Source organism: Pseudoxanthomonas sp. Root630, assembly GCF_001427585.1.
In the GTDB taxonomy this organism is placed as follows: domain Bacteria; phylum Pseudomonadota; class Gammaproteobacteria; order Xanthomonadales; family Xanthomonadaceae; genus Pseudoxanthomonas_A.
Window position 1 is genome coordinate 335,216 of record NZ_LMGY01000012.1, and the last position, 26,087, is coordinate 361,302.

At 63.7% G+C, this 26,087-nt stretch carries 25 protein-coding genes, 1 tRNA gene and 1 pseudogene; 19 read left to right on the top strand and 8 right to left on the bottom strand.

The window, feature by feature from the left end:
* Positions 1 to 16: 16 nt before the first annotated feature.
* The 6 genes from ASD72_RS07660 to ASD72_RS07685 all read left to right on the top strand — a co-directional run bounded on the left by ASD72_RS07660 (position 17) and on the right by ASD72_RS07685 (position 5,703).
* Positions 17 to 916: a hypothetical protein gene (locus tag ASD72_RS07660; RefSeq protein ID WP_155944524.1), complete on the top strand. Its 900-nt coding sequence runs from the start codon at positions 17 to 19 to the stop codon at positions 914 to 916.
* An 80-nt stretch (positions 917 to 996) separates the two neighbouring features.
* On the top strand, positions 997 to 1,995 hold the full coding sequence (gene dusA / locus ASD72_RS07665; RefSeq protein WP_056879337.1) for a tRNA dihydrouridine(20/20a) synthase DusA: 999 nt from the start codon (positions 997 to 999) through the stop codon (positions 1,993 to 1,995).
* A 3-nt stretch (positions 1,996 to 1,998) separates the two neighbouring features.
* Entirely contained in the window at positions 1,999 to 2,919 is a 921-nt protein-coding gene (locus ASD72_RS07670; RefSeq protein WP_056879338.1) for an arginine deiminase-related protein, read from the top strand.
* 183 nt (positions 2,920 to 3,102) lie between these two features.
* Positions 3,103 to 3,459, top strand: coding sequence for a hypothetical protein (locus ASD72_RS21480; RefSeq protein ID WP_235577968.1), 357 nt, complete (start codon positions 3,103 to 3,105; stop codon positions 3,457 to 3,459).
* A gap of 76 nt (positions 3,460 to 3,535) precedes the next feature.
* The gene (locus ASD72_RS07680; RefSeq protein ID WP_056879339.1) at positions 3,536 to 4,222 is read left to right on the top strand and encodes a response regulator transcription factor; all 687 of its coding nucleotides are present in this window, start codon (positions 3,536 to 3,538) and stop codon (positions 4,220 to 4,222) included.
* 29 nt (positions 4,223 to 4,251) lie between these two features.
* The gene (locus tag ASD72_RS07685) at positions 4,252 to 5,703 is read left to right on the top strand and encodes a sensor histidine kinase (RefSeq protein ID WP_081420209.1); all 1,452 of its coding nucleotides are present in this window, start codon (positions 4,252 to 4,254) and stop codon (positions 5,701 to 5,703) included.
* 2 nt (positions 5,704 to 5,705) lie between these two features.
* Here the strand turns inward: ASD72_RS07685 and ASD72_RS07690 are convergent.
* Both ASD72_RS07690 and ASD72_RS21195 read right to left on the bottom strand, forming a co-directional pair.
* Positions 5,706 to 6,502 (bottom strand): annotated as a pseudogene (locus ASD72_RS07690) (M90 family metallopeptidase).
* Complete coding sequence (locus tag ASD72_RS21195) at positions 6,469 to 6,789, bottom strand: hypothetical protein (RefSeq protein ID WP_056879340.1); 321 nt, start codon at positions 6,787 to 6,789, stop codon at positions 6,469 to 6,471. The pseudogene ASD72_RS07690 and the gene ASD72_RS21195 overlap by 34 nt, the downstream one beginning before the upstream one ends.
* A 193-nt stretch (positions 6,790 to 6,982) precedes the next feature.
* On the opposite strand from ASD72_RS21195, the gene ASD72_RS07700 reads away from it, so the two are divergent.
* From ASD72_RS07700 to ASD72_RS07730, 7 genes are all read left to right on the top strand, one after another.
* Positions 6,983 to 8,803 (top strand): DegV family protein, encoded by a 1,821-nt coding sequence (locus tag ASD72_RS07700; protein ID WP_056879341.1) that lies wholly within the window; start codon positions 6,983 to 6,985, stop codon positions 8,801 to 8,803.
* Between the two features lie 30 nt (positions 8,804 to 8,833).
* Entirely contained in the window at positions 8,834 to 9,460 is a 627-nt protein-coding gene (plsY, locus tag ASD72_RS07705) for a glycerol-3-phosphate 1-O-acyltransferase PlsY (protein ID WP_081420211.1), read from the top strand.
* Positions 9,457 to 10,422 (top strand): bifunctional biotin--[acetyl-CoA-carboxylase] ligase/biotin operon repressor BirA, encoded by a 966-nt coding sequence (birA, locus tag ASD72_RS07710; protein ID WP_155944526.1) that lies wholly within the window; start codon positions 9,457 to 9,459, stop codon positions 10,420 to 10,422. The genes plsY and birA overlap by 4 nt, the downstream gene beginning before the upstream one ends.
* Positions 10,419 to 11,168: a type III pantothenate kinase gene (locus ASD72_RS07715; RefSeq protein WP_056879343.1), complete on the top strand. Its 750-nt coding sequence runs from the start codon at positions 10,419 to 10,421 to the stop codon at positions 11,166 to 11,168. The genes birA and ASD72_RS07715 overlap by 4 nt, the downstream gene beginning before the upstream one ends.
* Positions 11,169 to 11,191: 23 nt before the next feature.
* The gene (locus ASD72_RS07720) at positions 11,192 to 11,854 is read left to right on the top strand and encodes an SPOR domain-containing protein (RefSeq protein WP_056879344.1); all 663 of its coding nucleotides are present in this window, start codon (positions 11,192 to 11,194) and stop codon (positions 11,852 to 11,854) included.
* A gap of 13 nt (positions 11,855 to 11,867) precedes the next feature.
* Positions 11,868 to 11,943, top strand: a tRNA-Thr gene (locus tag ASD72_RS07725).
* A gap of 171 nt (positions 11,944 to 12,114) precedes the next feature.
* A complete protein-coding gene (locus ASD72_RS07730) occupies positions 12,115 to 13,338 on the top strand; it encodes an integrase arm-type DNA-binding domain-containing protein (protein ID WP_056879345.1) in 1,224 nt (407 codons plus the stop codon).
* A 133-nt stretch (positions 13,339 to 13,471) separates the two neighbouring features.
* Here ASD72_RS07730 and ASD72_RS07735 read toward each other — a convergent pair whose 3' ends face one another.
* A complete protein-coding gene (locus ASD72_RS07735; protein WP_155944527.1) occupies positions 13,472 to 18,082 on the bottom strand; it encodes an ATP-binding protein in 4,611 nt (1,536 codons plus the stop codon).
* A gap of 160 nt (positions 18,083 to 18,242) precedes the next feature.
* On the opposite strand from ASD72_RS07735, the gene ASD72_RS21640 reads away from it, so the two are divergent.
* The 3 genes from ASD72_RS21640 (at position 18,243) to ASD72_RS07745 (ending at position 19,916) form a co-directional block, all read left to right on the top strand.
* A complete protein-coding gene (locus tag ASD72_RS21640) occupies positions 18,243 to 18,368 on the top strand; it encodes a hypothetical protein (protein ID WP_255357640.1) in 126 nt (41 codons plus the stop codon).
* An 85-nt stretch (positions 18,369 to 18,453) separates the two neighbouring features.
* Complete coding sequence (locus ASD72_RS07740) at positions 18,454 to 19,407, top strand: DUF932 domain-containing protein (protein WP_056879347.1); 954 nt, start codon at positions 18,454 to 18,456, stop codon at positions 19,405 to 19,407.
* Complete coding sequence (locus ASD72_RS07745) at positions 19,407 to 19,916, top strand: JAB domain-containing protein (protein WP_056879348.1); 510 nt, start codon at positions 19,407 to 19,409, stop codon at positions 19,914 to 19,916. The genes ASD72_RS07740 and ASD72_RS07745 overlap by 1 nt, the downstream gene beginning before the upstream one ends.
* A gap of 55 nt (positions 19,917 to 19,971) precedes the next feature.
* On the opposite strand, the gene ASD72_RS07750 is transcribed toward ASD72_RS07745, so the two are convergent.
* The gene (locus tag ASD72_RS07750; RefSeq protein ID WP_056879349.1) at positions 19,972 to 20,193 is read right to left on the bottom strand and encodes a helix-turn-helix transcriptional regulator; all 222 of its coding nucleotides are present in this window, start codon (positions 20,191 to 20,193) and stop codon (positions 19,972 to 19,974) included.
* Between the two features lie 102 nt (positions 20,194 to 20,295).
* Between ASD72_RS07750 and ASD72_RS07755 the strand changes: the two genes are divergently transcribed.
* From ASD72_RS07755 to ASD72_RS07765, 3 genes are read left to right on the top strand one after another with little or no spacing between them, the layout of a single operon-like run.
* A complete protein-coding gene (locus ASD72_RS07755; protein ID WP_056879350.1) occupies positions 20,296 to 20,697 on the top strand; it encodes a hypothetical protein in 402 nt (133 codons plus the stop codon).
* Between the two features lie 43 nt (positions 20,698 to 20,740).
* Complete coding sequence (locus tag ASD72_RS07760; protein WP_056879351.1) at positions 20,741 to 21,094, top strand: hypothetical protein; 354 nt, start codon at positions 20,741 to 20,743, stop codon at positions 21,092 to 21,094.
* On the top strand, positions 21,094 to 21,747 hold the full coding sequence (locus tag ASD72_RS07765) for a hypothetical protein (protein WP_056879352.1): 654 nt from the start codon (positions 21,094 to 21,096) through the stop codon (positions 21,745 to 21,747). Before ASD72_RS07760 ends, ASD72_RS07765 begins: the two co-directional genes overlap by 1 nt.
* Before the next feature lie 1,302 nt (positions 21,748 to 23,049).
* On the opposite strand, the gene ASD72_RS07770 is transcribed toward ASD72_RS07765, so the two are convergent.
* The 4 genes from ASD72_RS07770 to ASD72_RS20875 form a co-directional block, all read right to left on the bottom strand.
* Entirely contained in the window at positions 23,050 to 24,486 is a 1,437-nt protein-coding gene (locus tag ASD72_RS07770) for a YfjI family protein (RefSeq protein ID WP_056879353.1), read from the bottom strand.
* On the bottom strand, positions 24,483 to 24,788 hold the full coding sequence (locus tag ASD72_RS07775) for a hypothetical protein (RefSeq protein WP_056879354.1): 306 nt from the start codon (positions 24,786 to 24,788) through the stop codon (positions 24,483 to 24,485). The genes ASD72_RS07770 and ASD72_RS07775 overlap by 4 nt, the downstream gene beginning before the upstream one ends.
* A gap of 10 nt (positions 24,789 to 24,798) precedes the next feature.
* Positions 24,799 to 25,065, bottom strand: coding sequence for a hypothetical protein (locus ASD72_RS07780; RefSeq protein ID WP_056879355.1), 267 nt, complete (start codon positions 25,063 to 25,065; stop codon positions 24,799 to 24,801).
* Between the two features lie 220 nt (positions 25,066 to 25,285).
* On the bottom strand, positions 25,286 to 26,087 hold an 802-nt coding region (locus tag ASD72_RS20875; RefSeq protein ID WP_162250360.1), incomplete at its 5' end, for a hypothetical protein.

The following is a 26,087-nucleotide window of genomic DNA, read 5'->3' on the forward strand; positions in this document are numbered from 1 at the left end:
CAACGACTGGATATGAATGCAAGGGACTATTGCCCAGATCATTGCTCTTACTCTTGAAGGGAATGCCGCACTTCGAGGGATCGCCTCCGGCGGGTTGGAGCAAACCCATAGCACGATGTCGTTCTGCGAGTTCGTGCGTTTCGTGGATCTGACAAAAACGCCGACGGGCTGGTCAGAAAGACCGGTTGCGGATGAGCCGTCCACATGGTTTCAGTACCTGAAAGACCGGGGCTTTGCCTCTCTGCGATTGACGTATGGTCCCTCCAACGATCCGAACGTCGGCGGAAATGGGGTGACCGACAGGATGCTTGTCGGCTTCGTCGGCGGTGGAGGACGTTGGTTGATCCGGGCCAATAAGCCCGGCACTTCGGATTATTGGGAAGCGCGCTGGATGGTGGGCGATCAGCAACGCACAGATCGCAGGATCTGGCGGGTAACCTACGGCAGAATCGCCAGGAGCCGTCCGATAGAAGCTGCTGAGCAGGTCGATCTTCGCGTCATCCGGGAGCGTTTCCGCAGCGTTCTTGTTGAAATCAGAGCGTTTGCGGTGAAGCAGGATCTGTCGGGATTCGCGAACTGCTTCACTAAGGGATTGGATGACCTGGAAAGCGAGTCGCCGGCGAACGGTTTCCACAAGGAGCTGTTGAACGCATCGCTCTTGCCAGTCACAGCCATCCAACTGCTGTCGGCTGCGCAGTCGTCATGGGTATTCGGCGGAATGGGTTCGTGGAACGATCTCGGCTTCGATGGACATGACCAAGAGACCTATGAGCGTTTGTCCGAAGAGCTATACATCGTGATCAACCGAGCGATCGTGGCTGCGACAAACAGCTCGATAGGTGATCCCGTGCATTCCCTTCGACCGAATGTCGAAAACAAGGCTGCAAAGCGACAGTGGTGGCGCATATGGGACTGAAAGCGCGTTGCCCGGCCTGAGAGGATGCGAGCCTTGTGCGCACGGGCGAGTCTCGCAGGGCCCCAAGGTACAATGACGGCATGACGTCCCCCCCCATTCCCCATGAAGCCCTGCGCCTGTCGGTCGCCCCGATGATGGACTGGACGGACACGCATTGCCGCGTGTTCCACCGGCTGCTGGCGCCGAACGCGCGTCTGTACACCGAGATGGTGCACGCGCAGGCGGTGATCCATGGCGACCGCGACCGTCTGCTGGGATTCGATGCCGGTGAGCATCCCGTGGCGGTGCAGCTGGGCGGCAGCGAGCCGGCGCATCTGGCGCAGGCCGCGCGGATCGCGCAGGAATGGGGCTACGACGAGGTGAACCTCAACGTCGGCTGCCCGTCCGACCGCGTGCAGGCGGGGCGCTTCGGTGCCTGCCTGATGAAGGAGCCCGCGCTGGTGTCCGAGTGCGTGGCGGCGATGATCGAGGCCGTGCGCATTCCGGTGACGGTGAAGTGCCGTCTCGGCGTGGACGAGCAGGAGGACTACGACCTCTTCCTCGCCTTCATCGATACGGTGGCGGAGACCGGTTGCGACACGTTCTTCGTGCACGCGCGCAAGGCCTGGCTGCAGGGCCTTTCGCCGAAGGAGAACCGCGAGATCCCGCCGCTGCGTTACGACTGGGCGTACCGGCTCAAGCGCGAGCGGCCGGCGCTGACGGTGGCGATCAACGGCGGCATCACCACGACGGCGCAGGTGCACGAGCACCTGCAGCACAGCGATGGCGTGATGATCGGTCGCGCCGCGTACCACGAGCCCTATGTGCTGCATGAAATGCAGGCGGCGTTGTTCGGTGGCGACATCGCGCCGCGCGCGGACCTGCTGCGCGCGTGGCGTCCGTACGTCGAAACGCAGCTGGCGAAGGGCGTGGCGCTGAAGCACCTGACCCGCCATGTGCTGGGCCTGTTCCATGCGCAGCAGGGTGGGCGCGCGTTCCGGCAGATCCTCAGCGAAGGTGTGCACAAGCCCGGCGCGGACTGGTCGCTGGTGGAGCAGGCGCTGGCGGCAACCGTGCGCGAACTGCGGCCGGCGGCCTGAGCGATGATCACGCGCGACATCGGCGCCTTTATCGCCTTTGCCCGCACGTTGAAGCCGGACGCCGGGCCGGCGACGGCGCGCGCGGCGTTCCTGGTATCCCCGGATGGTTTCGTGCGCGCGGACCAGTCCGCGCAGGACAACCGCTACATGGCCGATGCCGGCGCGTTCGATGCCGAGGCGGCCCTGCGCGAGCACCATGCGCTGCATCGCGCGCTGTCGCAGGAAGTGCCGGTGGTCTGCTTCCCGGGCGATGAGGCGACGCCCGACGCTGTGTTCCCGAACAACGTGTTCGCCACCGCACGGGTCGATGGTCAGCCGCGGCTGATCGTGGGGCGCATGCGGCATCCCGTGCGCCAACGGGAAGCGGAGCGGACGGATATCCGTGGCTACTTCCGGGCGATGGGCTATGCCGAGACCGACCTGTCTGCCCAGCCCAGTCCCGGCGAGCTGACGGGCGCGCTGGTCATCGATCGCGCGCGGGGCATCGGCTTCTGCGGGCTGTCCGAGCGCTGCGACGAAGCGGGTGCGGCACAGATGCATGCGGCCTTCGGGTTGCGCGCCACCCTGATGTTCGACCTGGCGGCAGGCGAGTACCACACCAATGTGCTGCTCGCGGTGCTGGCCGGGCGGGCGGCCCTGGTCTGCCCGCATGCGCTGCAGGGCGACCTCTCCGCCGCCCTGCACGCGCTGTATGGCCCGCAAGTGGTGGCGCTGTCGCCGGCCGAGCAGGCGGCCTTCGCCGGCAATGCGATCGCGCTGACCGACAGGTCGGTCTGGATGAGTCGGCGGGCATATGAAGGTCTGGCGCCCGCCTCTCGCCGTCAGCTGGAAGAGGTGGCGGGCTTTGCCATCCGCAGCGTGCCGCTGGACGCCATCGAGGCCGGGGGCGGATCGCTAAGGTGTTGTGTGGCCGAGATTTTCTGATCATTCAGCTGGCTGAATGGGGCCCCTAGCGCTGTGGATAAATTCAGAACGGATTCACTGCCGCGGGCCAAGACTTTGCCTCCATTCCATAGAGGCGGTTTCGGGTTCTGTTCAGTTTCGCGGCCCCGTATCCGTTACGATTCCGTTATGCGATTTCGTTCATCCACTCTTGCCGCCTTTGCCATGGCCGGGCTCATCGCCCTGGCGGGCACCTCCGTGGTGCTGGCGCAGGACGATCAGGGTCGTGGCAACGCGCCGCCGTCGCGTGAGCGCGGCGCCCAGCGGGCCGAGGATCGCGGCCATCGCAGCTCGATGTCCGACTCCGTGCGCCGTGTGCGCAACGAGACCGGTGGGCAGGTGCTGAGCGTGGAGCGCATGCAGTACGACGGTCGGGAGATCAACCGGGTGAAGTACGTCGACGACCGTGGCCGCGTGCGCACGATGGATGACGCGGCTCCCTCGCGTCGCGGTGCCGATGCGCCGCCGCGGCCGCGCGAGAGTGGCCAGCCTGCACGCGGCGATAACCCCCCGCGCCCGTAGTCTTACGTAGAATCACGGCTCAACACGAGCACGTCCCGCGCGGTTGCATGCCGCGCCGCATTCCCAAGGAGAGTCCATGCGTATCCTGCTGGTCGAAGACGAAGCCCCCCTGCGTGAAACCCTGGCCGCGCGCCTGAAGCGCGAAGGCTTCGCGGTGGACGCGGCCCAGGACGGCGAGGAAGGCCTGTACATGGGGCGCGAAGTGCCGTTCGACGTGGGCATCATCGACCTGGGCCTGCCGAAGATGTCGGGCATGGAGCTGATCAAGGCGCTGCGCGACGAGGGCAAGAAATTCCCCGTGCTGATCCTGACCGCGCGCAGCAGCTGGCAGGACAAGGTCGAGGGCCTGAAGCAGGGCGCCGACGACTACCTGGTGAAGCCGTTCCATGTCGAGGAACTGCTGGCGCGCGTCAACGCGCTGCTGCGCCGCGCCGCCGGCTGGAGCAAGCCGACCCTGGAATGCGGTCCGGTCGCGCTGGACCTGGCCGCGCAGACGGTGAGCGTCAACGGCAGCAACGTCGACCTGACCAGCTACGAGTACAAGGTGCTCGAGTACCTGATGATGCATGCGGGCGAGCTGGTCTCGAAGGCCGACCTGACCGAGCACATCTACCAGCAGGATTTCGACCGCGACTCCAACGTGCTCGAAGTCTTCATCGGCCGCCTGCGCAAGAAGCTGGACCCGGAAGGCGAACTGAAGCCGATCGAGACCGTGCGCGGTCGCGGCTACCGCTTCGCCATCCCGCGCACCGGCGAGGCCTGATGCGCCGCGCCGGCATCGTCTGTACTTGAATGCCCGCGCCACCTTCCGGCGGTACGCCGCCCGCGCCCGTCGGCCGTGACCGGTTCGACGGCTGGCGCCCGCGCTCGCTGCGCGCGCGCCAGCTGCTGGCGGCCAGTCTCGCGCTGGTCGCGTTCCTCGCGCTGGCCGGTTGGGCGCTGGACCGTGCGTTCGTCGATACGGCCCAGGACAACCTGCGCCAGCGTTTGAAGAGTTACGCGCTGTACTACACCGACAAGGTGGAGTTCGGCCGCAACGGCACGCTGATCCCGCCCTACAACACGCCCGACCCGCGCTTCGACATGCCCGACAGCGGCATGTACGCGCAGGTGGTATTGCAGGGCACGCCGCCGTGGGGTTCCAACTCCACGCTGGGCCCCGAGCTTCCAACCCCCCAATTGCTCGGCGCGCTGGACGAGTCGTTCGAAGGACCGTTGCCGATCCGCCGTGCCGACGGTACCGAAAGCGAGGCCTACCGTTACGGCGTGGGCTACGCGTGGCCGGCCACCCACCAGCACGGCGAAATCCCCTACAGCATCTACATCCTCGAGGACGCGCAGGCGCTGAGTGCGCAGATCCGCGTGTTCCGCGGGTCGCTGTGGGTCTACCTGGGTGGCGCGGGCGTGATCCTGCTGCTGCTGCAGATGCTGGTATTGCGCTGGAGCCTGCGCCCGTTGCGGCGCGTGATCTTCGAACTCAGCCGCGTGCAGCGCGGCGAGGCTTCCGGCATGACCGAGAGCCATCCGCGCGAACTGGAACCGCTCACCGACAGCATCAACGCCTTCATCGAAAGCGAGCGCGAGAACCTGGAGCGCCAGCGCAATACGCTGGCCGACCTGGCGCACAGCCTGAAGACGCCGATCGCCGTGCTGCGCACGCAGATGGACAACAACGCCGACCCCGCCGCGCTGCGCGACGAGTTGGACGTGCAGCTCAAGCGCATGAACAACCTGGTGTCGTACCAGCTGGCGCGCGCGGCATCGAGCGGCCACAAGCTGTTCTCGGCGCCGGTGCCGCTCGAGCCGCACGCCGAAGAGATCGTGCGCGGGCTGGAGAAGGTCTATGCCGGCAAGGGCGTGATCTGCGAGTTCGAGATCGACCCGCGCGCGCGCTTCCACGGCGAGACGGGCGACCTGCAGGAGCTGATGGGCAACCTGCTGGAGAACGCCTTCAAGTGGGCGCGCTCGCGCGTCCTGCTCACGGTGAAGGTGGGTGCCACGGCGCCGCAGCGCCGGCCGGGGCTTTTCCTCGCCGTCGACGACGACGGTCCCGGCATCGCCGAGGACGATGTCGCCAAGGTGCTGCAGCGTGGCGTGCGCGGCGACGAGCGCGTACAGGGCCACGGCATCGGTCTGTCGATCGTGCAGGACCTGATCCGCGACTATCGCGGCGAACTGCAGGTGTCGCGCTCGGAAGAACTGGGTGGCGCGCGCTTCGAAGTGCGGTTGCCGCCGGGCCTGTAGCGCTACCGTTCCGCGAACGGCGACGGACCGTAGAAACGGCGGAGGTGCTCGGCCACCGTTGGCAGCGACCCCGCCAGCACGTCCGGTGCCGAGAAGTGGTATTCGGTCGTGACGGCGAAGAACTCTTCCGGCGCTTCCGCCGCATAGGGATCCAGCGCGGTCTCGCGCCCCAGGTCCACCTGCATGCAGAAGTCGTCGTACGCGCGCTGGAAGTCGCGTGCCCAGCGCGCATGCCAGTCGCGGGGCAGGGGCGGCGTCCCGTCCAGTTCGCCGTCCAGCACGTCCAGCTTGTGCGCCATCTCGTGCACGGCCACGCAGAAGCCCGCATCCGGTTCGGCCAGGTCGGCCTGCACATCGGCCCAGGAAAGGATCAGCGGCCCCTGGTCCCAGGCTTCGCCGGACAGGTCGTCTTCCCATTCGTGCAGTACGCCGGCGGCATCGGTGTGCGTGCGCTGCACGCGGAAGGCATCCGGATAGACGATCAATTGCGACCAGCCACGCAGGCCGGTTTCGCCGAACTCCAGCAGCGGCAGGCTGCACAGCGCGGCGAGTTGCACGCGCTGCGGGTCGTCCAGCGTCAGGCCGGCCAGCGGGGTGATGGTCTTTTCGTGCAGGAAGCGCGCCGCCAGGGTGCGCAGGCGATCCGCGCGCGCGTCATCCAGCGCAGCGGTCCAGGCGGTATCCGCGCGGACGGCGTGCCATAGGGCGTCTTCGATGAAGGGGGCGGGGCGCCGCAAGCGGCGCAGCAGTCCAATCACGGGTGCGTCAGCGGAACATGCCCGGCAGGAAGCTGTGCCACTTGGAGCCGCGGCTGCGCGGCAAGGGGGTATCGTCGTCGTCGCCACCGCCGCGCGAGGCGGGCGGGGTCACTGCCGCAGGTGCGGCGTACTTGCTGCGCACGGCGGTGGCGCGCGCGCGGCGAGCATCCGTTGCCGTCGGCACGGCATCGCCGGGACGATCGGCGACCGCGCGGTCGGCGACATCCTGGCAGGCCGTGGCGTTGCCATTGGCGATCGCGCGCCCGTTCTGGGCGAACACGGCCGCCGAGGCGCCAAGGAGCAGCAGGGCAAGGCTGGCGCGAAGCATCGGTAGACTCCTGTCGGTCGGTTACGGCGGCCAGATGACGTCGCCGACTATAGCCGGAAAGGCCCCTCCCCGGCACGGATGCGGGGTGCCGTGCGACGAAACGCCGATACACGGCGACGGAACGAGGGAACCTGTCGACCGGCTGCTGCGCCGCAGCAGGTCGCCGACGCCGGTTGCGGCAGACTGGCGCTCCATGCCCACCCCGCCGGACCGCCCGCTGACCGCTCCCGCCCTGCGCCTGGCGCTGATCGCCGGGGCCCGGCGCGTCATCGCCGCTCGCGACGGGCTGAACCGGATCAACGTGTTCCCGGTGGCCGACGGCGATACCGGCAACAATCTCGCATCCACCCTGGGCAGCGTGCTGCACGGGGCGCTGTCCCGGCCCAGCCAGCATGCCGGCGACCTGCTGAGCCGGGTGGGCAACGACGCCATCGACGGTGCGCGCGGCAACTCGGGCGCGATCCTGGCGCAGTTCCTGTACGGCGTCGCCGAGCGCGTGCGGAACCTGCCGGAACTGGACGCCCGGTCCCTCGCTGCCGCCGTACGCCAAGGTGCGCAGAGCGCGCGCCAGGCGCTGGCGCAGCCGGTGGAAGGCACCATCCTCAGCGTCATCACCGCGTTTGCCGACGAACTGGATGCCGCGGCGGGCGATGGCGAGACGCCGGCCGACACGCGCAGCGGCTTCGCCCGTGCACTGGACCGCGCGCGTCGTGCGTTGGCCGACACGCCGCGGCAGATGGCGCTGTTGCAACGCGCCGGTGTGGTGGATGCCGGCGCGCAGGGCTTCGTCGACCTGCTGGAAGGCATCGCCGAGTTCGTCGAGGGTGGACCGCGCGCGGTGCGCATGCGCGGCAACGCGCCGGCGGCGGCGAACGATGCCGCCGATCCACTCGGCCACGACCACGACATCGATCCGGCGCGCCGCTGGTGCACCGAATGCCTGCTGCTGGGCGAAGGACTGGACCGGGAGCGCCTGCGCACCGCGCTGGAAGCGGCGGGCGCGGATTCCATCGTGATCGCCGGCGGCGCGTCGCGGCTGCGCGTGCATGCGCATACCGGGTCGCCGCAGGCGCTGTTCGACGCCTGCGCGGCGCAGGGCCAGGTCGAAGGCATGAAGGCGGACGACATGGTCCGCCAGCAAGCGGTGGCGGCATTGACGCAATCGCTGGTGATCGTCACCGACAGCGCGGCCGACCTGCCGGAGGACATCGGCGAGCGTTACGCCATCGGCGTGGTGCCGGCGCGCGTGGACCTGGATGGGCGCGATTACCTGGACAAGGTGGGGCTGTCCACGGCCGAGTTCTATCGGCGCATGGCGGCTTCGCAGCAATTGCCGCGTACCAGCCAGCCGCCGCCGGGCGATTTCCGCCGGCAGTTCGAACTCTCGCTGGCGCACCACGCCCGCGTGCTTTACGTCGGCCTGTCGCGTGCGCTGTCCGGCACGCTGCAATCGGGTGAGCATGCCGCGGCGCGCGACCCCGGGGCGCGCGTGCGCGTGTTCGACACCATCAACGCCGCGTGCGGGCAGGCGTTGCTGGTCTGGCGCGCAGCGGAGCTCGCCGCGCAGGGGCAGGGCGAGAACGACGTGCTGGCGGAGCTGGAGCGCCTCCGCCCGCTCACGCGGATGTGGGCGATCGCGCCGGATATCTCGCACGCGGTGCGTGGCGGACGCATTCCACGCTGGGCCGCACCGATCGCCCGCCTTTCCGCATTGACGCCGATGGCGAAGATGAGCGTGGATGGCCGCATGGCCGTGGCGGGGCTGTTGCTCACGCGCGCGCAGGCACCCGAAGCGTTCGCACGTCGCGTCGCGCGCGCGCTTCCACGCGATCAGCGCTGGCGCCTGATCGTGGGCCACTGCGATGCGCGGCCGGAGGCCGACCGCCTGCTGGCGGCGCTGCGCACGCGCCTGGATATCTCCGAGGACCGCCTGGTGGACACCGGCGCGGCCATCGGCGCGCACGCCGGGCAGGGCGCCCTGATCGTCGCGGTGCAACCGGCGCCTGCCGACTGAGCCGGCTCGGCCGTGGCCCATAATGGGCCCATGCTCGTCTCCCTTCTTTTGCTGGTCTCCGCCTACCTGCTCGGCTCGGTGTCCGGCAGCCTGACCCTCGGTCGGCTGCGCGGCGTGGACATCCGCACCCAGGGCAGCGGCAACGCCGGCGGCACCAATGCCTTCCGCACCCAGGGTGCGAAGTTCGCGCTGGGCGTGGTGCTGATCGATATCGGCAAAGGTGCGCTGGCGGCGTGGCTTGCGTTGCGGTTCGCGCCGGTGGATGGCGCGTTGCCCGTGCGCGCAGTCGCATGGCTGGCCGTGTTCGCGGCCGCGCTGGGCCACGTGTGGCCGCTGTGGCATGGGTTCCGTGGCGGCAAGGGCGTCGGCACGCTGCTGGGCGGCGTCGCCATTCTTTGGCCGGTCGCGTTGTTGCCGTTGTTCCTGGTCTGGGTGTGCGTGCTCGTCGCCACCGGTTATGTGGGGCTGGCCTCGATCATCGCGACGGCCTGCCTGCTGCCGCTGGCCCTCTGGCTGCGTGCGGATGGCGCGACGCAGCTCTTCGCGGCGGCTGCGGCGCTGCTGGTGCTGTTCACCCATCGCGCCAACGTGCAGCGCCTGCGCGCGGGCACGGAGTCGCGTTTCGAGCGCGTACGTTTCTGGCGCCGTCGCACGTGACCGGCGAACGCGACCTGCTGCTGCGCCTCGCGCAAGGTCCGGTGTCCGGCGACGCACTCGCACGCGCCGTCGGCCAGACGCGCGCGGCCGTGTGGAAGCGCATCGAAGCCCTGCGCGAAGGCGGCGTGCGCATCGATGCGCAGCCGGGTCGCGGTTATGCGCTGGCGGTGCCGGTCGAACTGCTGGAGGCCGAGCGGATCCGCGAGCAGATGCGGTACGCCGGCTCGGTATCGGCGCTCGAGGTCGCGTGGTCGCTGGATTCGACCAACAGCGAACTGCTGCGCCGCAACGCGCCCGCGCACGGCACCGACGTCTTGCTCGCCGAACAGCAGACGGGTGGCCGTGGCCGGCGCGGACGGCACTGGGCATCGCCGATCGCGGCGAACCTGTATCTCTCGGTATCGCGGCAGTTCTCAGGCGGATTGGCGCGCCTGGGCGGTCTCAGCCTGGTGGTCGGCGTGGCGGTTGCCGAGGCACTGCGGCGGTTGGGCTACGCGAGCGTCGGCGTGAAGTGGCCCAACGATCTGCTGGCCGGCGACCGCAAGCTGGGCGGCATCCTCGTCGAAGGCGGCGGCGAACATGGCGGGCCGGTGCGCGCGGTAATCGGCATCGGCCTCAACGTGCGCATGCCCGATGTCGCCGCCGGGCGCATCGAGCAGGCGTGGACCGATCTCGTCGCGCTGGGCGGCGCCGACACCCCGTCGCGCAATGCGATCGCCGCCAGCGTGCTGGATACGCTGCTGCCCGCGCTGGACCGCTTCGATGCCGACGGGCTGTCGCCGTTCCTGGCGCGCTATGCCGCGCTCGATGTGCTCGCAGGTCGTGCGGTCACCGTGCACGGGCCGCAGGGCGACGAGCAGGGCGTCGCGGACGGCATCGGCGGCGATGGTGCGTTGCAGGTGATGATCGGTGCGGAACGCCGGCAGGTGCATGCCGGGGACGTCAGCGTGAGGGCGATATGACGCAATGGGTGTTCGATGTGGGCAACAGCCGCCTGAAGGCGGCGCCGCTGCGTGCCGATGGCCGTCCAGGCGATGTCGTCGCGGTCGCCCACGATGAAGACGACATCGCCGCCGCCCTGGATGCGGCCCTGCCGCTGGCGCCGATGCGTTCTGCTTGCGCCGCGCTGGCGAGCGTCGCCTCGCCGGCACGCACGGCGGCGGTGGTGGATTGGTTGACCACCCGGTTCGGCACCGTCTCGATCGCCCGGACGCAGCCGGCGTTGGCCGGTGTGCGCATCGCCTACGCCGACCCGGCGCGGCTGGGCGTGGATCGTTTCCTGGCCCTGCTCGCAGCACATGCCCGCGGTGCGCAGGCATGGCTGGTGGTGGGCGTGGGTACGGCGGTGACCGTCGACCTGCTGGATGCGCGGGGCCTGCACCATGGCGGGCGCATCGCGCCGTCGCCGACGCTGATGCGTGCGGCGCTCCAGCAGGCCGCCGCGCAGTTGCCCGCGCAGGGCGGCGGCTACACCGAGTTCGCTACCGACACGCCCGACGCGCTCGCCTCCGGCTGCGAGGGCGCGGCGCTGGGTTTGATCGAGCGCAGCCTTGCACAGGCGACGGTCCTGTTGGGCGCGCCGCCGACCCTGTTGCTGCATGGCGGTGGCGCCGATGCATTGCGGCCCAGGCTCCCGGATGCCGTGCATGCCTCCGCGCTGGTGCTGGAAGGCCTCGCATGCTGGGCGCGTGCCGGTATCGACGACTGAGCCCGGGTAGCTAGAATCGACCCATGCTGATCCGCGCCCTGATCGTCCTGCTGGTGGTGCTGAACCTGGGCGCCGCCGCCTGGTGGCTCACCCGACCCGCGCCCGAACCCGAACCGCCGCCGGCACTGCCGGCAGGCGTGGCACGCCTGCAACTGGTGGGTGAGGACGCCCCCGCCGCGCCGCCGCGCCCGTCGCCCACGCCCGCCATCGTGCCGCCCGCGCTTGCCGCGTGTTTCAGCCTGGGACCGTTCACCAGCGAGGCCGCGGCCACCCAGGCCCGGGATACGCTCGGCGCCGACCTGCTGCGGGTGCAGTTGCGGGAGGCTCCGGGTGCCAGCGCGAGCGGCTACCAGGTGGTGATGCCGCCGGCGGCCTCGCTGGAGGAGGCGCAGGCCACGGCGACGCGCATCGGTGCCGCGGGTTTCGACGACTTCCTGGTCGTGCGCCAGGGCGAACAGGCCAACGGCATCGCGCTGGGCCGCTATCGCAGTCGCGATGCCGCCGAGCGACGTCTCGCCGAACTGCAGGCCGGTGGCTTCACCGCGCAATTGCAGCCCGTGGGCCGGGCAGGACCCAGCCTGTGGTGGCTGGATGCAGGTGCGGCCGAGGGCGCGGACCCCGCGGCGTTGGCGCGGCGCGCGTCCAGCGCGGCACCGCAGCCGCTCGAATGCACGGCGCTGCGCTAGAATTGCCGCCCACGCCGCTTTAGCTCAGCTGGTAGAGCAACCGCCTTGTAAGCGGTAGGTCATCCGTTCGATTCGGATAAGCGGCACCATCTCATTGTTCTATGGCGTCCAGCCGAGTCCAGGATTCACAATAAGCCCGCGGAAACGCGGGCTTTTTTGTGCGTCTTGGTCCGAGGGCGTCCAGATACTTCCGGTCGTGTTGGGGGTACAAATGGGGGTGCTTTCCAAGGGATGACTAACTAGAAGGAGGATGTACCCCCATGGGTGCTAAGCAGTTGACTGATATGGCAGTCCGGAATGCGAAGGGCAAAGAAAGACCTTACAAACTGGCGGCAGGGGCTGGGCTTTATCTGCAAGTGATGCCAAATGGTGCGCGCTACTGGCGCATGAAGTATCGAATTGATGGCAAGGAGAAGCTGCTGTCTATTGGCGTTTATCCCGAGGTCTCAATGCGGGAGGCCATGGAGAAGCGAGATGCTGCCCGACTAGCGCTGAGATCCAACAAGGACCCCTCTGAAGAGAGGCAGCTTGCCAAGCTCAAGTCCAAGTTGTCCGCGGACACGAGGTTCGAGGCGATCGCGCTTGAGTGGTGGGATAGCCGCCAGGATCTGGCGCCTACGACCAGGGAGAAAGCCAAATGGATGTTGGAAACGTACGCTTTTCCCTGGCTCGGAAAGCGACAGATTGCGGAGATCACCACAGTTGAGGTGTTGGCGGTCCTGCGTAGGCTAGAGTCGCAAGACAAGATCGAGTCTACGCAACGCCTTCGCCAAATCTGCGGACAAGTGTTTCGCTATGCAGTAGCAACTGGACGATTGGATCGAGATCCAACGGGTGCATTGCGCGGAGCATTGAAGACGGCAAAGAATCGCCACTATGCGGCAATCACCGATCCTGCCAGAGTTGGTGAACTGATGCGTGCTATCGAAGGGTACACCGGACAATTCACGACGCTATGCGCTCTGAAGTTGGCGCCACTTGTGTTCACCCGCCCGGGGGAGTTGCGTAAAGCTGAATGGAGTGAGTTCGATCTGGATAGGGGGCAGTGGAACATTCCTGCAGAGAAAATGAAGATGGGGGTTGCTCATGTCGTGCCACTATCGAGGCAGGCGATCGCAGTGCTCACAGACCTCAAGCCATTGACCGGCAAAGGGCGCTATGTCTTTCCGTCGATTCGGAGCGCGAGGGATCCGATGAGCGAAAACACGGTCAATGCTGCGCTTCGTCGCTTGGGATACGGAACCGACGACATGACGGGGCACGGCTTTCGAAGCATGGCGTCGACCCTGCTGCATGAAATGGGCTGGACTTCTGATGCGATCGAAAGACAGCTTGCACACGCAGAGCGCAATCCGATCAAGGCGGCTTACAACCGGGCTGAGCATCTTCCGGAACGGAGGAAAATGATGCAGTCGTGGGCTGACTATTTAGATAAGCTGAGGATGAAACAGCGCGGAAATCATCTGAAGCTTGTACGTCAGTAGCCTGCTCGATCCCGGCTCTCCGCTCGCTGGTTCAGTTGGGCCAGCGAGTGGGCGTCGTCTGCTATGGGTGATGCCAAAAGTTTGAGCTGAAGTTGACGAGGGAGGGGCGGGAGGAAGTTTCTCCGACCTTCCCTTACTGTCGTCTAGAAGCGGCGCGCCTTCTACGCCTCATTGGTGAAGGCGCGCCAGGTGCATTAGTGGTTCGTTTGTCGATGTCCAAGGTGACGTTGCGTGCCTCGGACATATTGAACTCAAGCAGGCGTTCAAAAATGTGTGCGCCGTTCTCCTGATGCGACCCCCCTATTTCCTGCAGACGCAGAGAGACGGTCAGAAGATGTTCTGCTAGGAAGTAGCGCGATGACGCGTCGTTGAAGAAGTCATCACCGGATCCGTCCAGCAGCGAACGTACAACATTGGCGACGACCAGCGGTGCAGCTTCCAACATCGAAACCAGACACTCGCCCAGATCGTTGTCGGCGATCTGCTGAAGCAGATTGGGGCGCGCCTGCAGGTGCTCGAGTAGCTCGCGACTGGCGGCGTCAGGTCTCAGATGTCGCCTGCCGAATACCCTGGCCGCCGCTTTAGCCACCTCTTCGTCACCGAGGTCCAGAAGGCGCAGCAAATACGGGTGGATGCGGGTACGGGCATCCATTTCCGGCCACAGTTCGGCAGCAGCATAGGCGAGCCCAATGCGACAATTGACGGATAAGCCGTCCTGATCTGCTAGATGCTGCTCCAGCAGTTCTTGCAGGTTTGATTCTTCCTCTGGCTTCAGACTAAACCTCAGCATGAGGATTTCGCCGGCGGCTTGGTTAGAGAAGCCTGTCGCCATGGCGAACAGCCGCTCCAGCAGCGTGTTGGCTGCTGACACCGAGATCCAGTACTGGCTGTGTGCGAGAAGTATTACGCCGGCCTTGAGATTGTTGAGTCCGGGGTAGACCTGGAACAAATTCAGAAGGAAGCGTTGCGCGCGATCATGATCGGCGCAGACCAGCCACCTTAGCTGGTAGGCCAGGATTTCCCAGACCTTCAGGTGTTCCTTCCGGCGAAGATGCGCCTCCAGTATGGATAGCCACTGTTCGGTCAGCGGGGGCTCCTGGGAAAGGCAGGCACGGGTCAGGGCCGAGAGAACCGGATAGTTGCCGCGGGGCACAATGGCGAAGCCACTATGGCTCCACAAGACACTGCCCGACAGATTTTTAATGTTGGCGTCGTCTTCGTTAGGCGCAGTGTCGTCGGGATCATCTTGCAACCACGTCGCCAGCAGGTCGAAGATATCTTGTGGCAAAGGCGAACCGGCATCCACAACTGCGGCAGCGGCATCGGCCGCGTCGCTTCGAAACCCTGGGCTGCTGAACCCGATCTGATCCAGTTCCAGCACGAGCGAATGCAGTGTGGCGGCCTCGTACTTGCCCTCCCCAAGGACTCGCAACACAGCGCCGACTGCGATCTCGTTGCTATCCGGAGCCATTTGACGGATCAGGCGGATGGCCTTGTCCGGCGTAGTCTTGGCGAGTTCGGCCAGTTCGCGACTTGCCTGGATCACGCCGCCACGCATCCGATGTCTTGGGTGATCCCATTCCGTCTGGTCAGTGAGTTCGGCGAACAGGCTGAGGATGTCCTCGTCCGGCGCGCGTTGCATGCTCGTAACATCCATGGGGCTGCCGATTACCCTGACACCCGAGAAGCGGACATCGGCATCGTCCAGACCCGGGAATGCCCGCTCTTCCTCTGCAACATGACGGCGACAGGCTGCGCTCAAGAGATCCCGCGGAATAGCCCGCAGAAGGCGCAAACGATGCTGGCGCGTCCACTGGAGGCGATGAAGGCGAGTCTTTGCATCATCGTCGGGCAGGTAGATGTACCGGTTCCATTCGCGGATGGCCCGTTCCAACCGCTGGATTTGTTCTTCGCCAAGATGTGGTGAGACGGCACGGATGAGGCGATTCGAGTCGGCATGCACATCGCGATAGCTGCCGATCACCAAGCGTCGGGGATCTTCAAGCAGGAACTCGAGCGCATCGATTTGGTATAGCGGAGCGACCTGCTGGAGACCCAGTGCAAGCAGTTGCTGTACAGGCATCCAATCAACCTGCCGATTGGATTGTAGAAAAGCAATGAAGTCCTCAGGGCATTGTTCTGCCAGCGATCGGACCCCGACGATGATCGCCGAGATGAAGGGCTTCTCGCGGTGACGATCTTCCTCTTCGAGATCGGGAAATCTCATATCGACGCTTCGGTAGCCAACGACGAAATCATGCGCGTCCAGAGCCAGAAGCTGAATTGCCTTCAGCGCCCAGGGCCAGATCACCGTCATGAACTCTCGGGGTGCGGCTTCGGCGATCGCCGGTAGATCATGCAGTTCCTGCCCGTTCAGAACCTCGGCAATGCGTGCCGCCTCCTCCTCCGGTTGCTGCACGTCGGCGGTTCTCTGCTGCAGCCAGGCATCGAGTAACGACGGTGCTTGGCTCGGATCCGCTTCGCTGACGATGCTGATCATGTGGTTGGCCTGCCAGCCGGATATCCCCGTTCTGGCGAGAATTTGCCGGCCCAGGGCGATGCAGTCGGCGTCCCAAGACGACAACTGTTCCAGCACAAACCAGGTCAGTGGGTCCTTCTCTGCGAAGGGTTGCCAGTGATTCTTGATCAGGTCCACCACACGAGACCGACGGGTCAGCAGTGCACGCGACAGCACAGGCAATGCGATCCGGGCTTCCTCTACCGGCAATCGCATGATCTCCACTAGGGGATCGTTCGCCAGCCAGTCGAACCAGCCGGGACTTCCGGGACTCGTGGCGAGGATGCGGCGCCGGTACCAGATGTCGTCCCACTTCTCCGCGACTAGCGCCGTCTCGTTGTGGTCGGGATCCTGCAACTGGCCGAGAAACTCGATGAGCAGCATCTTCAGGTGCGAGCGAAGATCGGCGTGCCAGAGCCGTTCAATCTCCTGCGCGTAGGTCGGGCGGTCGACCGCCCGCATGTAGGCAAGCGAGTGCCATAACAGCGGCCTGACCCGCAGGCTGTGCTGGCGCGCGAGCACGGTGTCGGTCAGGTGCCCGGGTGCGTCGAGGAAGTTGCGTGCGCGGATGTACTCGTAGAGCGTCTGGTGGCGGAAGCCGACGCGACCGCCCTCACGGAGCAGGATGCCCGACCGCGCGAGTCGTTGCAGTTGAGAATGAAAGGTATCGAACATTGCCTCCGGCAGCCAGAGTACTTCCCGCTCTGCCATGCGCGTCGTGATGGCATACAGGGCCTCGCGGGAGCGCTCGCTTGTATCCGACAGGACCTGCTGCCTCCACAACTCTCCGAGCATATGCTGGTACCCGAGGAGAAGATCTGCCTCGTCGGTCGTTCTGATCAACTGTAGGAACAGGTTCAGGGTTTGGGGTGATCGCAGGTCTTCACGGATCGAGGCATTCCATCTCCCGGCCTGGATGCCGGATTTCAGGAGTGTCGCCTCGACGTTGTCCCAAGCTGGCAGATCGAGGGTCATCGTCTCGGCATCGAGATTCCGCAGCCGGGTGTCGTGCCGGTGCTCGAACACCCGGCATGAGGCCACGATGTGGACGTTCTGGACGCCCGAGAGCCCTCGAATCAGGTCTATGGGCGCGCGCAGTCGGGTGGAATGCTGGACGACAAGGTCGGCGAGCGCGTCCAGCTGATCGACAAGAACCAGCACCTTCGTGGACTTGGCCAGCGCGACCACGCAATCGATCGGGTCAGCGGGCAGGTTCAGGTAATCGCCCAACGAGGCGGTATCAACGACGGTCTCGGACAGGTAGTCCGCCTTGATCGCGAGAACTGGAATGCCGAGCGCAACTTGCTCCCGTACCAGCCTGGCCAGCAGCGCGGATTTGCCGCAGCCAGGCTCGCCAAGCATGAGCGTCAGCGAGGCTGGCTCGTTGCCGATTCGCTCGCAAAGCACGTTCAATTCGGGGCGTTCCAGCCAGTCGCTATTGGGTAGCGTCGTTTTCCAGGCGGCTAGGTCGGCCGACGCCGCTGCAAAGCTGCTAGCCAGCTCGGCCGGATCCAGGGGGACGGCGTCGCGGATGAGTCCGATGCCACGCTCGTTTAGTGCCTGTACGATCTGGTCGCGTTGCAGCGGGCCGGGCGGCAATCGCAGCCCGCTCTGGTTGCCGCGCGCCATCTTGGTAAGCACGTCGACGGCGGTTTCGGGATCGTCGACCTGGGACTGCAGTGCCGAGAGATTGACGGCCTCCCAACCGTCGAAACTGTGGGCGCTGCCGATCTCGATGTGCCTAACCAGGTCGAAAGCGCTATCGCTGGAGCAGCTCAGGATGCGTTCCAGCTTGGTAAGTGCTGTTCTGAGTTTGGAGCTTGCCTGTGCTTGGAATGCTTCGTGATCAACATAATCGCGAGTGCACTCGGCAAGCGCCGCCAGATCTCCGAATGGAGTGAGTGAACAGAACTCGATGATCGCGTTGGAGGTCTTCTGCAGTTGTCTATGCGCCTTGACCAGCTCGTCCTTCAGATCCGAATCCGACAACTTCCAGCGACTGTGGTTCGGTTGGTTTTTCTTGGCCTGTACATGTCGGGTGATGTCGTTGTCGTAGGTGATGACGATGTCATCCACATCGACGGTTTCCGGTGATGCCGGAAGCGAGACGGCGTCCACCTGGACGGACACGATTCCAGAGTCGGAAAGTAATCGAATCAGCCAATGCACGGCGACGGCGAGTTGGTATTCGTCTCCACGATGGGACCTTCTGGCGGCGATGCTCATGCGGCGTCCTCGGAGTTGGTCCGGCAGCTGGCTAGCCAAGCTCAAGAGGGAGCGAAGGCCAAGCAACATTTTTTCAAACACATACTACTTGTTTGAAGTTGGAGCTATCTAGCTTCGCGTATGGCACTCCGCGGTGATGTGCCTATCAGGAACGTTCGCAATGTTGAAAAGCAAGGTCGAGTTGATCTACTGCATCATGGTGGTGGCCACGGCCGTGATGGCCGGCATCGTCAAATGTACGGCGGCTGCTACCTGCGGCAGCTGTGGCGATTTCCTCGATCCCTGACTACCTCCTGCTACTGGCATCTCCCACAAGGCCCGGCTCGTCCGGGCCTTGTGCGTTTATGCCGTTCACTTACAAGGAAACGACAATGCATATGGTTGAAAGCATGGCCTACGCAGGCCAGAGGCCTTGGCATGGCTTGGGCAACAAACTCGCCCGACAGCAGTCGATCGAGGTCTGGAAGAAGCAAGCCGGCATGGATTGGCAGATCGAAGAGTCCGAGGTCCGATACGTTACCGGCAGCCACAACATCGGAACGATCAATGCCTTCCCCGAGAACAAGGTTCTGTACCGTTCCGACAACAAGAAGCCACTCGCCGTGGTGTCCAAGCGCTTCCAGGTCGTCCAGCCCGGCGAGATCCTGGAGTTCTATCGCGAACTGACGGCCGACAACGGCTTCGAGCTGGAAACGGCCGGGGTGCTGCGGGAAGGCCGCAAGTTCTGGGCCTTGGCTCGGACGGGGCAGAATACGGTCCTTCGCGGCCGTGATCGGGTGGAGGGTTACCTGCTGCTGGCCACGGCCTGTGACGGGACGCTGGCCACCACCGCTCAGTTCACCTCGGTCCGGGTGGTCTGCAACAACACGCTGGCGGTAGCTGTGAACCGTGGCGAGGGGGCCATCAAGGTGCCACACCGAAGCCAGTTCAATCCGGAGCAAGTCAAGCGGCAGTTAGGGATTACGGTCTCGGCTTGGGGTGGCTTCGTGGACCGGATGAAGGCGCTGTGCGAACGGCCCGTGGATCCGGACTCGGCCGACGCTCTGCTCCGCCGCATCCTGACCTACGCCGTCCCCAATGCCGCCCCGGTAGTCAACGAGCATGCGGTGGCCAATGTGCGCGCGCTGGTGGAGGGGGGTGGCAAGGGATCCCAACTGGCCTCCAGCCGCGGAACGGCTTGGGGCTTGCTCAATGGCATCACCGAGTACGTCGACCATCATCGGCGTGCCCGCAGCGATGACCATCGCCGGGATGCGGCCTGGTTCGGGGAGGGTGCCCGGATCAAGCAGCGCGCGTGGGAGGTGGTGACGGAGCTGGCGGCGTGATGGTGGCTCGATCGCATAGTCTTGCTCTGGCCAATGCACCGAGGGTTCTCTCGGACGATGCCATTCGGGTGAGGGATGATCGGGTCATCACCCGTGCCCTTAGGGTTCTTGAGAGGCGGGCCAGTATCCCTGGCCAATCGCTAGGGGATGTGTCCACCTGTGAGGCATTCTTCCGGCTGAGGCTGGGCGGGGAGACTCGAGAGCACTTTGAGGTGGCCTTCATGGACGGCCAGCATCGGCTCATTGCGGTGGAGCGGCTGTTCTCAGGCTCAGCGAGTGGGGCGGAAGTGCATCCCCGAGTCGTGGTCCAGCGCGCGCTGGCCTTGAATGCGGTGTCCGTACTGATGGCGCACAACCATCCCAGTGGATATAGCGAACCTTCTGCGGCTGATCGGGCCGTGACGGCTCGTCTTAAGAGTGCCTTGCAACTAGTAGAGGTCCGACTGTTGGATCACTTTGTGGTCACTGCCACCCAAGCGGTCTCGATGGCAGCCCGGGGATGGATCTAGGTTGAGATCCGCTCGGTGAAAAGCATAGAGCCCGGCTTTAGGGCCGGGCTCATTTTCAGAGAAGCTCTTCCGCTTGGGCCAGCATTTGAGATGGACTTGTTCCCAAGACAGCGGCGAGCTTGAAAAGCGTCTTTATGCTTGCTGAGTTGAGGCCGCGCTCAAGGAGCGAGATGTAGTTGCGCTGGAGGTCAGCTTCCAATGCCAACTGCTCCTGAGACAGCCCTACCTGCTTGCGAAGCGCTCGCAAGACTTTGCCCAGTGCGACCTCTGGCTCCAACCCGGCTCTCCCAAAAGGGGGAGACAACCGTAGGTGGCTGGCGCTAGCTGGTCTTCACAATATATTGGTAATCTTTGAGAGTCAACGAATCAGGGGAATGACATGAAAAAAGCAACGCTCGTTTGTGTATCGCTGACATCCATCCTCTTGGCCGGGTGCGCCGTGGGCACGCCCGACTGTGGCGACACGGACACGCTTTCCATCCTCGATCAAGCCATCGAGGCAGAGGTGGAGAAGTACGCCCCTCAAACCCGGCGGGGAACACCTGAGGAGTTCATAGGGATCCTGGACACCTACGAGATCTCCAACATCCGCACGCAGGCCTACGACGAAGACGTCGACAGCTATCAATGCGACGCCCGGGTCACCTACACCTACCACGATCGCGAGCGATCCGTGGACTTCACTTATCGGGTCGACACCGATCAGTCCGACGGCGAAGTCCTGGTTGAGTACCAGACCAAGATGCTCAACCCGATCCTCGGCTATGCGATGGGCTTCTGACACGTTCCCTTCACCTTCCAAACTTCAAAGGAGCAACAACAGCATGGGCGTCTTCATCTATACCCTGGCACTGATCTTTTTCATCATTCCCGTCAGTCTCAGGGCCTACCTGAGTCTGAAGAACGGACGCTTTCCGCTGCCGTACTTTCAGAACAATGTTGTCGTCAACCGCATCAAGCTACGCAAGGCCATTGGAATCGTCTCGCCGATCCTGTTCTGGGGGCTGCACGTCTTCCTCGTCTTCTGGACAATCGCTATTGAGGCGTGGATGTCGGCATTGGCGATCCTGATGTACATGGTGATCAGCCCGTTGCTATCGGGTCAGATCAAGGCCCGTCAGGTCACCGTTGCCCAGGAGAAGGTGGTTCCCAGCCTACCGGGTGGGGATCAGAGCTGATGACGGCGTTCAAGCTTGGCCGGCTGCATGCGCTCTGCGTCACCGCAGCACTCGTGGCCTTGCTCACAGGATGTGAGCAGCTAGGCGCCAGTCTGGGGATGCCGGTCGAACGCCAGCGGGAGAGTCCACCTGCAAACCAAACGACCATCATCGGCGAGCCGGTATCAGTCAATGACGTATCCGTCGCCCAGGACGAGGGATCGGAAGGAGCCGCTGACGTGGCGGAAGCGCCTCCGGAGGCGGCGGACGAACCCGTAGTCGTGGCGTCTACGGACCTCCCGCCAGACGGGCCTGAGTACCAAGCCGACCTGTTGGAGGTTCAGGCCGCATCGCGCACCAGCAATCCAGGCCGTCTCGTGGGTGTTCCAACGCAGGTAAGTGCCAATGGGTACCCGATCTACCCGGCGACCTGCACGTTCTATTCTGGTCACGCAGAGTGCGTGCTGGCGAACGGAGAGGCGGTAGACGAGGCCTACCTGCAGGCCCATACCACGGTTATCCGCAACCTTCACGTTCTGCATGGAAGCATGACCTGCGGCATCGTGTGTGTGGACGATCACGGCAATGTGCTCGGACACGTGTCACAAGCCATGCAGGCCTGGCGGGAAGCCAACTGTCGTTGGGAACAATACGGCATTGCCCGTTGCCGTTGAGTCGTTAGGTAAGGAAGGGGGAGCCGCTGGCTCCCCCTTCTTCATGTGCGATCCCATTTCCTTTTTTTTGCCAGAGCATATCGGCGTCATCCCGCGCCGGCTCCGAGCGCATGCACAGTCCTGGCGCCATTGTCATTATCGCAGCCTCGTGGTGGATTGATCCGAGGCAGGTCAAGTAAATCTTTACGCCAGTATGCCTACCTATATGAGACAGGCATGTTGAGTGTTGGTAGAGCCGCTGATGGAAGTGAAAGGTGGTAGTGGGCGTTAGTAGGGGGGGCAAAGCCCCACGCGCACTTACCGTTTCTTCGCATCAGTAGCGATTGCCGCTTTACAGCCCAGTCCTAGCACGCCGATGAGAGAAGTCTCGTCGGCATTCTTTCGTCTTGACCGGAAAGGGTAGTGCACAGATGGCGAGCTTTAGCTTTCAGATAAAAAGTGGCGGCAAGGGGTGCGCGTTGAGCCACTCCAGGTATGTGGCGCGGCAGGGGTATCATGGTGCCAGAGGGGATCTAGTCCTCTCAGGACACGGCAACTTTCCAGCGTGGACGGGCGGGAACCCTGAAGTGTTCTGGCGGGCGGCCGACGAGCATGAGCGCGTCAATGGCGCGACGTACCGTGAGCTCGTCATCGCGCTCCCGAACGAGTTGGCAGGACCGCCATTGCTTCCACTGGTATCGGACTTGGTCCACCAGCTTGTCGGACCACGACCCTATCAATACGCGGTGCATTCGCCGCGGTCATCCCTGCAGGGCGAGCAGAACCTGCACATGCACCTCATGTACTCCGACCGCACGTCGGATGGATACGAGCGCCCGCCTGAGCAGACATTCGCGCGCTTCAACGCGGTCTACCCATGGCAAGGTGGTTGCAGGAAGATGAGCGTAGGTCGCACGCGGATGCAGGTGCGTAACGACTTGATCGCCATGCGCAAGCTGGCGGCAGACATCCAGAATGCACATCTTGCACGGCAAGGCTATGTCGTACGCGTCGATCACAGGAGTCTGCGGGAGCAAGGCACGCTCCGTGCACCTGAGCGTCACTTGGGGCCAGGTCGGGTCCGCAGGATGTCAGGCACAGAAAGAGCAGAATACACCGCTACCCGTGGTTCGGGCGGGCCTAAGCCGCGGGTAGACTCGCCCAGCAAGGCGCATTCTCGTCGTCCTCATGAATTGATGGCCGACCCCGGGGAGCATGAGCAAGCATGATGAAAATGGCGTGCTCAGTGCTTCATTTGTAGCAACGTGCAGGCGTGCACGTGATCCTGACAACGAAAAAGGCCGCCCAAAGGGCGGCCGGGGGTCACACGATGTGGTCATGAGCAAAGGCTGCGGGGTTGAGATGCAGGAGCCGCTTGCCTCTAGCGTGGTACTCGATCCGGATCGCCCCTTCGTTCTGGAGCTCCCATACAGCCCTCTCAAAGCGGGCCTGATCTCGGACCGGATTGTACTTCCGGACCTCGTTCCAGGGGGCTGTGGCACGACCCTGACACCAGTACCGACGATGCAGGAATTCGCCCACCCTTTGCTTGTCCTGCTCCAGCAGCGGAACCTCGTGCCGTTCACCGAACACGCGTCGGAACTCACACAAATGCCATTGGATCACGTCCAGCGCGCGTTGAAGAGTTTCCTGGCTTATCTTTCCCTCAAGGTGGTTGAAGTGGTGGAAGATCGCAGCGACGCGGCCGGTAATCTCCAGCATCTTGGCTGCAGACTTCCGGATGCTGAAGAATTCACCGCCAGGGCGAAGTTGTGGTTCCAGCTTGTTGTGTACGTTCAGCCAAAGTTCTTTGGCCTCGGCGCTGAACTCGAGGAGGATGCGAGGTCGACTATTGGCTTGGCGCGTATCGGCCTCATCGAGAAGCTCGCTTATGCGTTGATGGAACGCTGGAAGATGCGCCCATACATGGTCCTCCGTCATCATGCGCCTGAACCCCACGTTGGATGTAGGCCAGGCAACCAGATAGCGGGCAAGATGACCTGAGCCATCGGCGACGTCGCCGCGCTTCTTCCAGAATTGATCAAAGACTTCCTCTTGGACCATGATGCTAACGGTAATCCGGGGGTTCGTCGGACGCAGATGAAGGTCCTTACGCGCTCTGGGCATGGTGCTTTCACCATCCCATGCCTTGTTTAGAATTCCCATCTTGTCCATTGCGCCACCCCTGAGAACGAGCTCACCCTCGTCACTCATGATTGCAATCGACTTTCCATCGCCGTCCAAGGCTTCGAATAGGGCGCTCTCGGTAATGCTCTGGTGTAGCAAGTATTGTGGTACTGGCTTGCGAGGCTCGCTTAGCGCGACTGACATCAACTCGCCATGATACTGCTGCGGGTTCGCATGGCTGTTCAGCGCGTCTTGAAGCTTTGCATCCAAGGATCTGTCGGCCGTTCGCCATATGCGCATGTCGGCCTCGTAGCGAGCCAGTGCTTGCCTGCAATCTTCTGCGCGCTTCTGGTCGTGCGCGCGGAGCGGAGCTCCGACCCTCGCATCCACCGTAGTTTTGCCGATGCTAGAGTCTCCCAGCACCAGCATGTACAGGCATGTTGGGCGGATGAGCCCGGTGGGCAACAGAACGTCTACATTAGCTTGGCTGGCTACTGCCATCGAAGCCAGCATGGAGCTGCCTACAAGAGCGGGGGGCGCTTGAGTGTGGTTGATAACCTCCCAGGCGGCGTCGCGTACGAGGGTGTACATGGCGTCAACAGGATAAGGGGGAGGGGAAGTCATCGTGTTCATGCCTTGCTCCTCTCAGCCGGATCACCCGACTCGTTATCTGCGCCTGTGGCGTGAGCAGCCATCAGTGCCTTGAAACGGCTGGGATGCAGCTTCAGGCCTTGGGCCTGAAGCATGTCCAGGATGGCCTTCTGGCTGACGTGCTTGCTCAGCAGTTCGACGATGGTGGGGTACAACAGGGTAAAGAGCTGAGTCTTCTGGTGCTGCGCCTTAGGCTGGAGGGTGAGCAGAGCATCGGTGTATCGGCGGGCCCGCGCCTCGATGTCCTCGTTGGCTTCGCGCGTGACAGTGTCATTGTTCTTCATATGGCCCTCCTCAGCGCTTGACCTGCGCGTCAGCGCATGCAGTGACATAGGCCATCACGGCCGACCGCCACCACACCGACGGCGAGCGTTCGGAGGTGCCGAGCTTGAACGGCTTGGGGGCTCGGGGGTCATAAGAGGGCGAATTGACGTTGAGTCGGGCGTACCACGTACTCTTGCTGACGCCAACGATGGCCAGCAGCTCAGGCAGGCGAATAGCGTGATCAAGGCTAGGGACTTGCTGGATGGCGCGATAGATCGCCTCCAGGCGCTCCAGCATGGCCGGATGGGGGCGATCACCCGCGCTAGGATCGAGGCGGGAACTGTCTATCGCAAGAGACAGCCGGTTGCGATGAGGCGAGGGAAGGGGGAGTTGCGTGCTGGATGGAGCTTGGCGAGACATGGATTCCTCCGGTTGATGCGGCTAGTGCGCCGCGGTGTGGAGGAGTCTTGCCAAGTCCAGGCTATTGCCAAAATTGCGGCTAGCTGCTGGATTTACTTTAGCGCCGTTTTCTGCTAGCGGACATCTCTTCCATCTTCCGGCATATGCCGTTGTACACGTCCGCTAGCTCTTCGTACGGAGGCGTTTTTTTTCGAACCCAAGAACGTAATTTTTGCGCCAATTGATCAGACGCGTCCCATTGTGCGGACGTGTCATTGGGATTCAGGTTACTGAGCGCTTCTAGTAGTCCGGAGTACGCCGGATTTGTCGAGATCAGATGCGCAGTTTTGCCTAGCAGGAAGTCGGGGCCTTGCAAAGACCTGTCGACTTTAATTTCTCGCATGACTTCCAAAGCTGCCGCGGCGATCGCGTCCCGTATCGCCTTCCCAGATTGCCTGCCTGCCTTACTTTTTGCTTCGGACTCGGTTCTTGGTGAATGTACGATCCCAAGAAAGAAATGAGCTTCAATTAGGCAATGCAGGGCGCGCAACGTGTCGTTGCTCAGGTAAGCATTTTGACCTTCAATCCAGTAAGCGATCGCTATTTCAAGTGCGATACTGAGAGGTAAGCTCGCTGCAGTGACCGTTTTGTCGCGCTCAACTTGCGCTTGAGTTACTGCATCGTGGGCCGTAACTCGGCGCTCGGTATCGGTGATCCCAATGTGCATTTCGTGTTCTGTGCGGATCATCTTCTCCCATGCTTTTGCTAGCTCCTCCTGAGCTATTTTGTATCTCCTTTTCCTTCGAATAGACGCGTCTTGGCGCCATTTCGCGTAGGCAGATGCATTTCTCTTCTCCTTGAGATTGTCACAGACATTGCTCCAGAAATGATCGAACTTAGGGCTGAATTTCCTTGTGTCG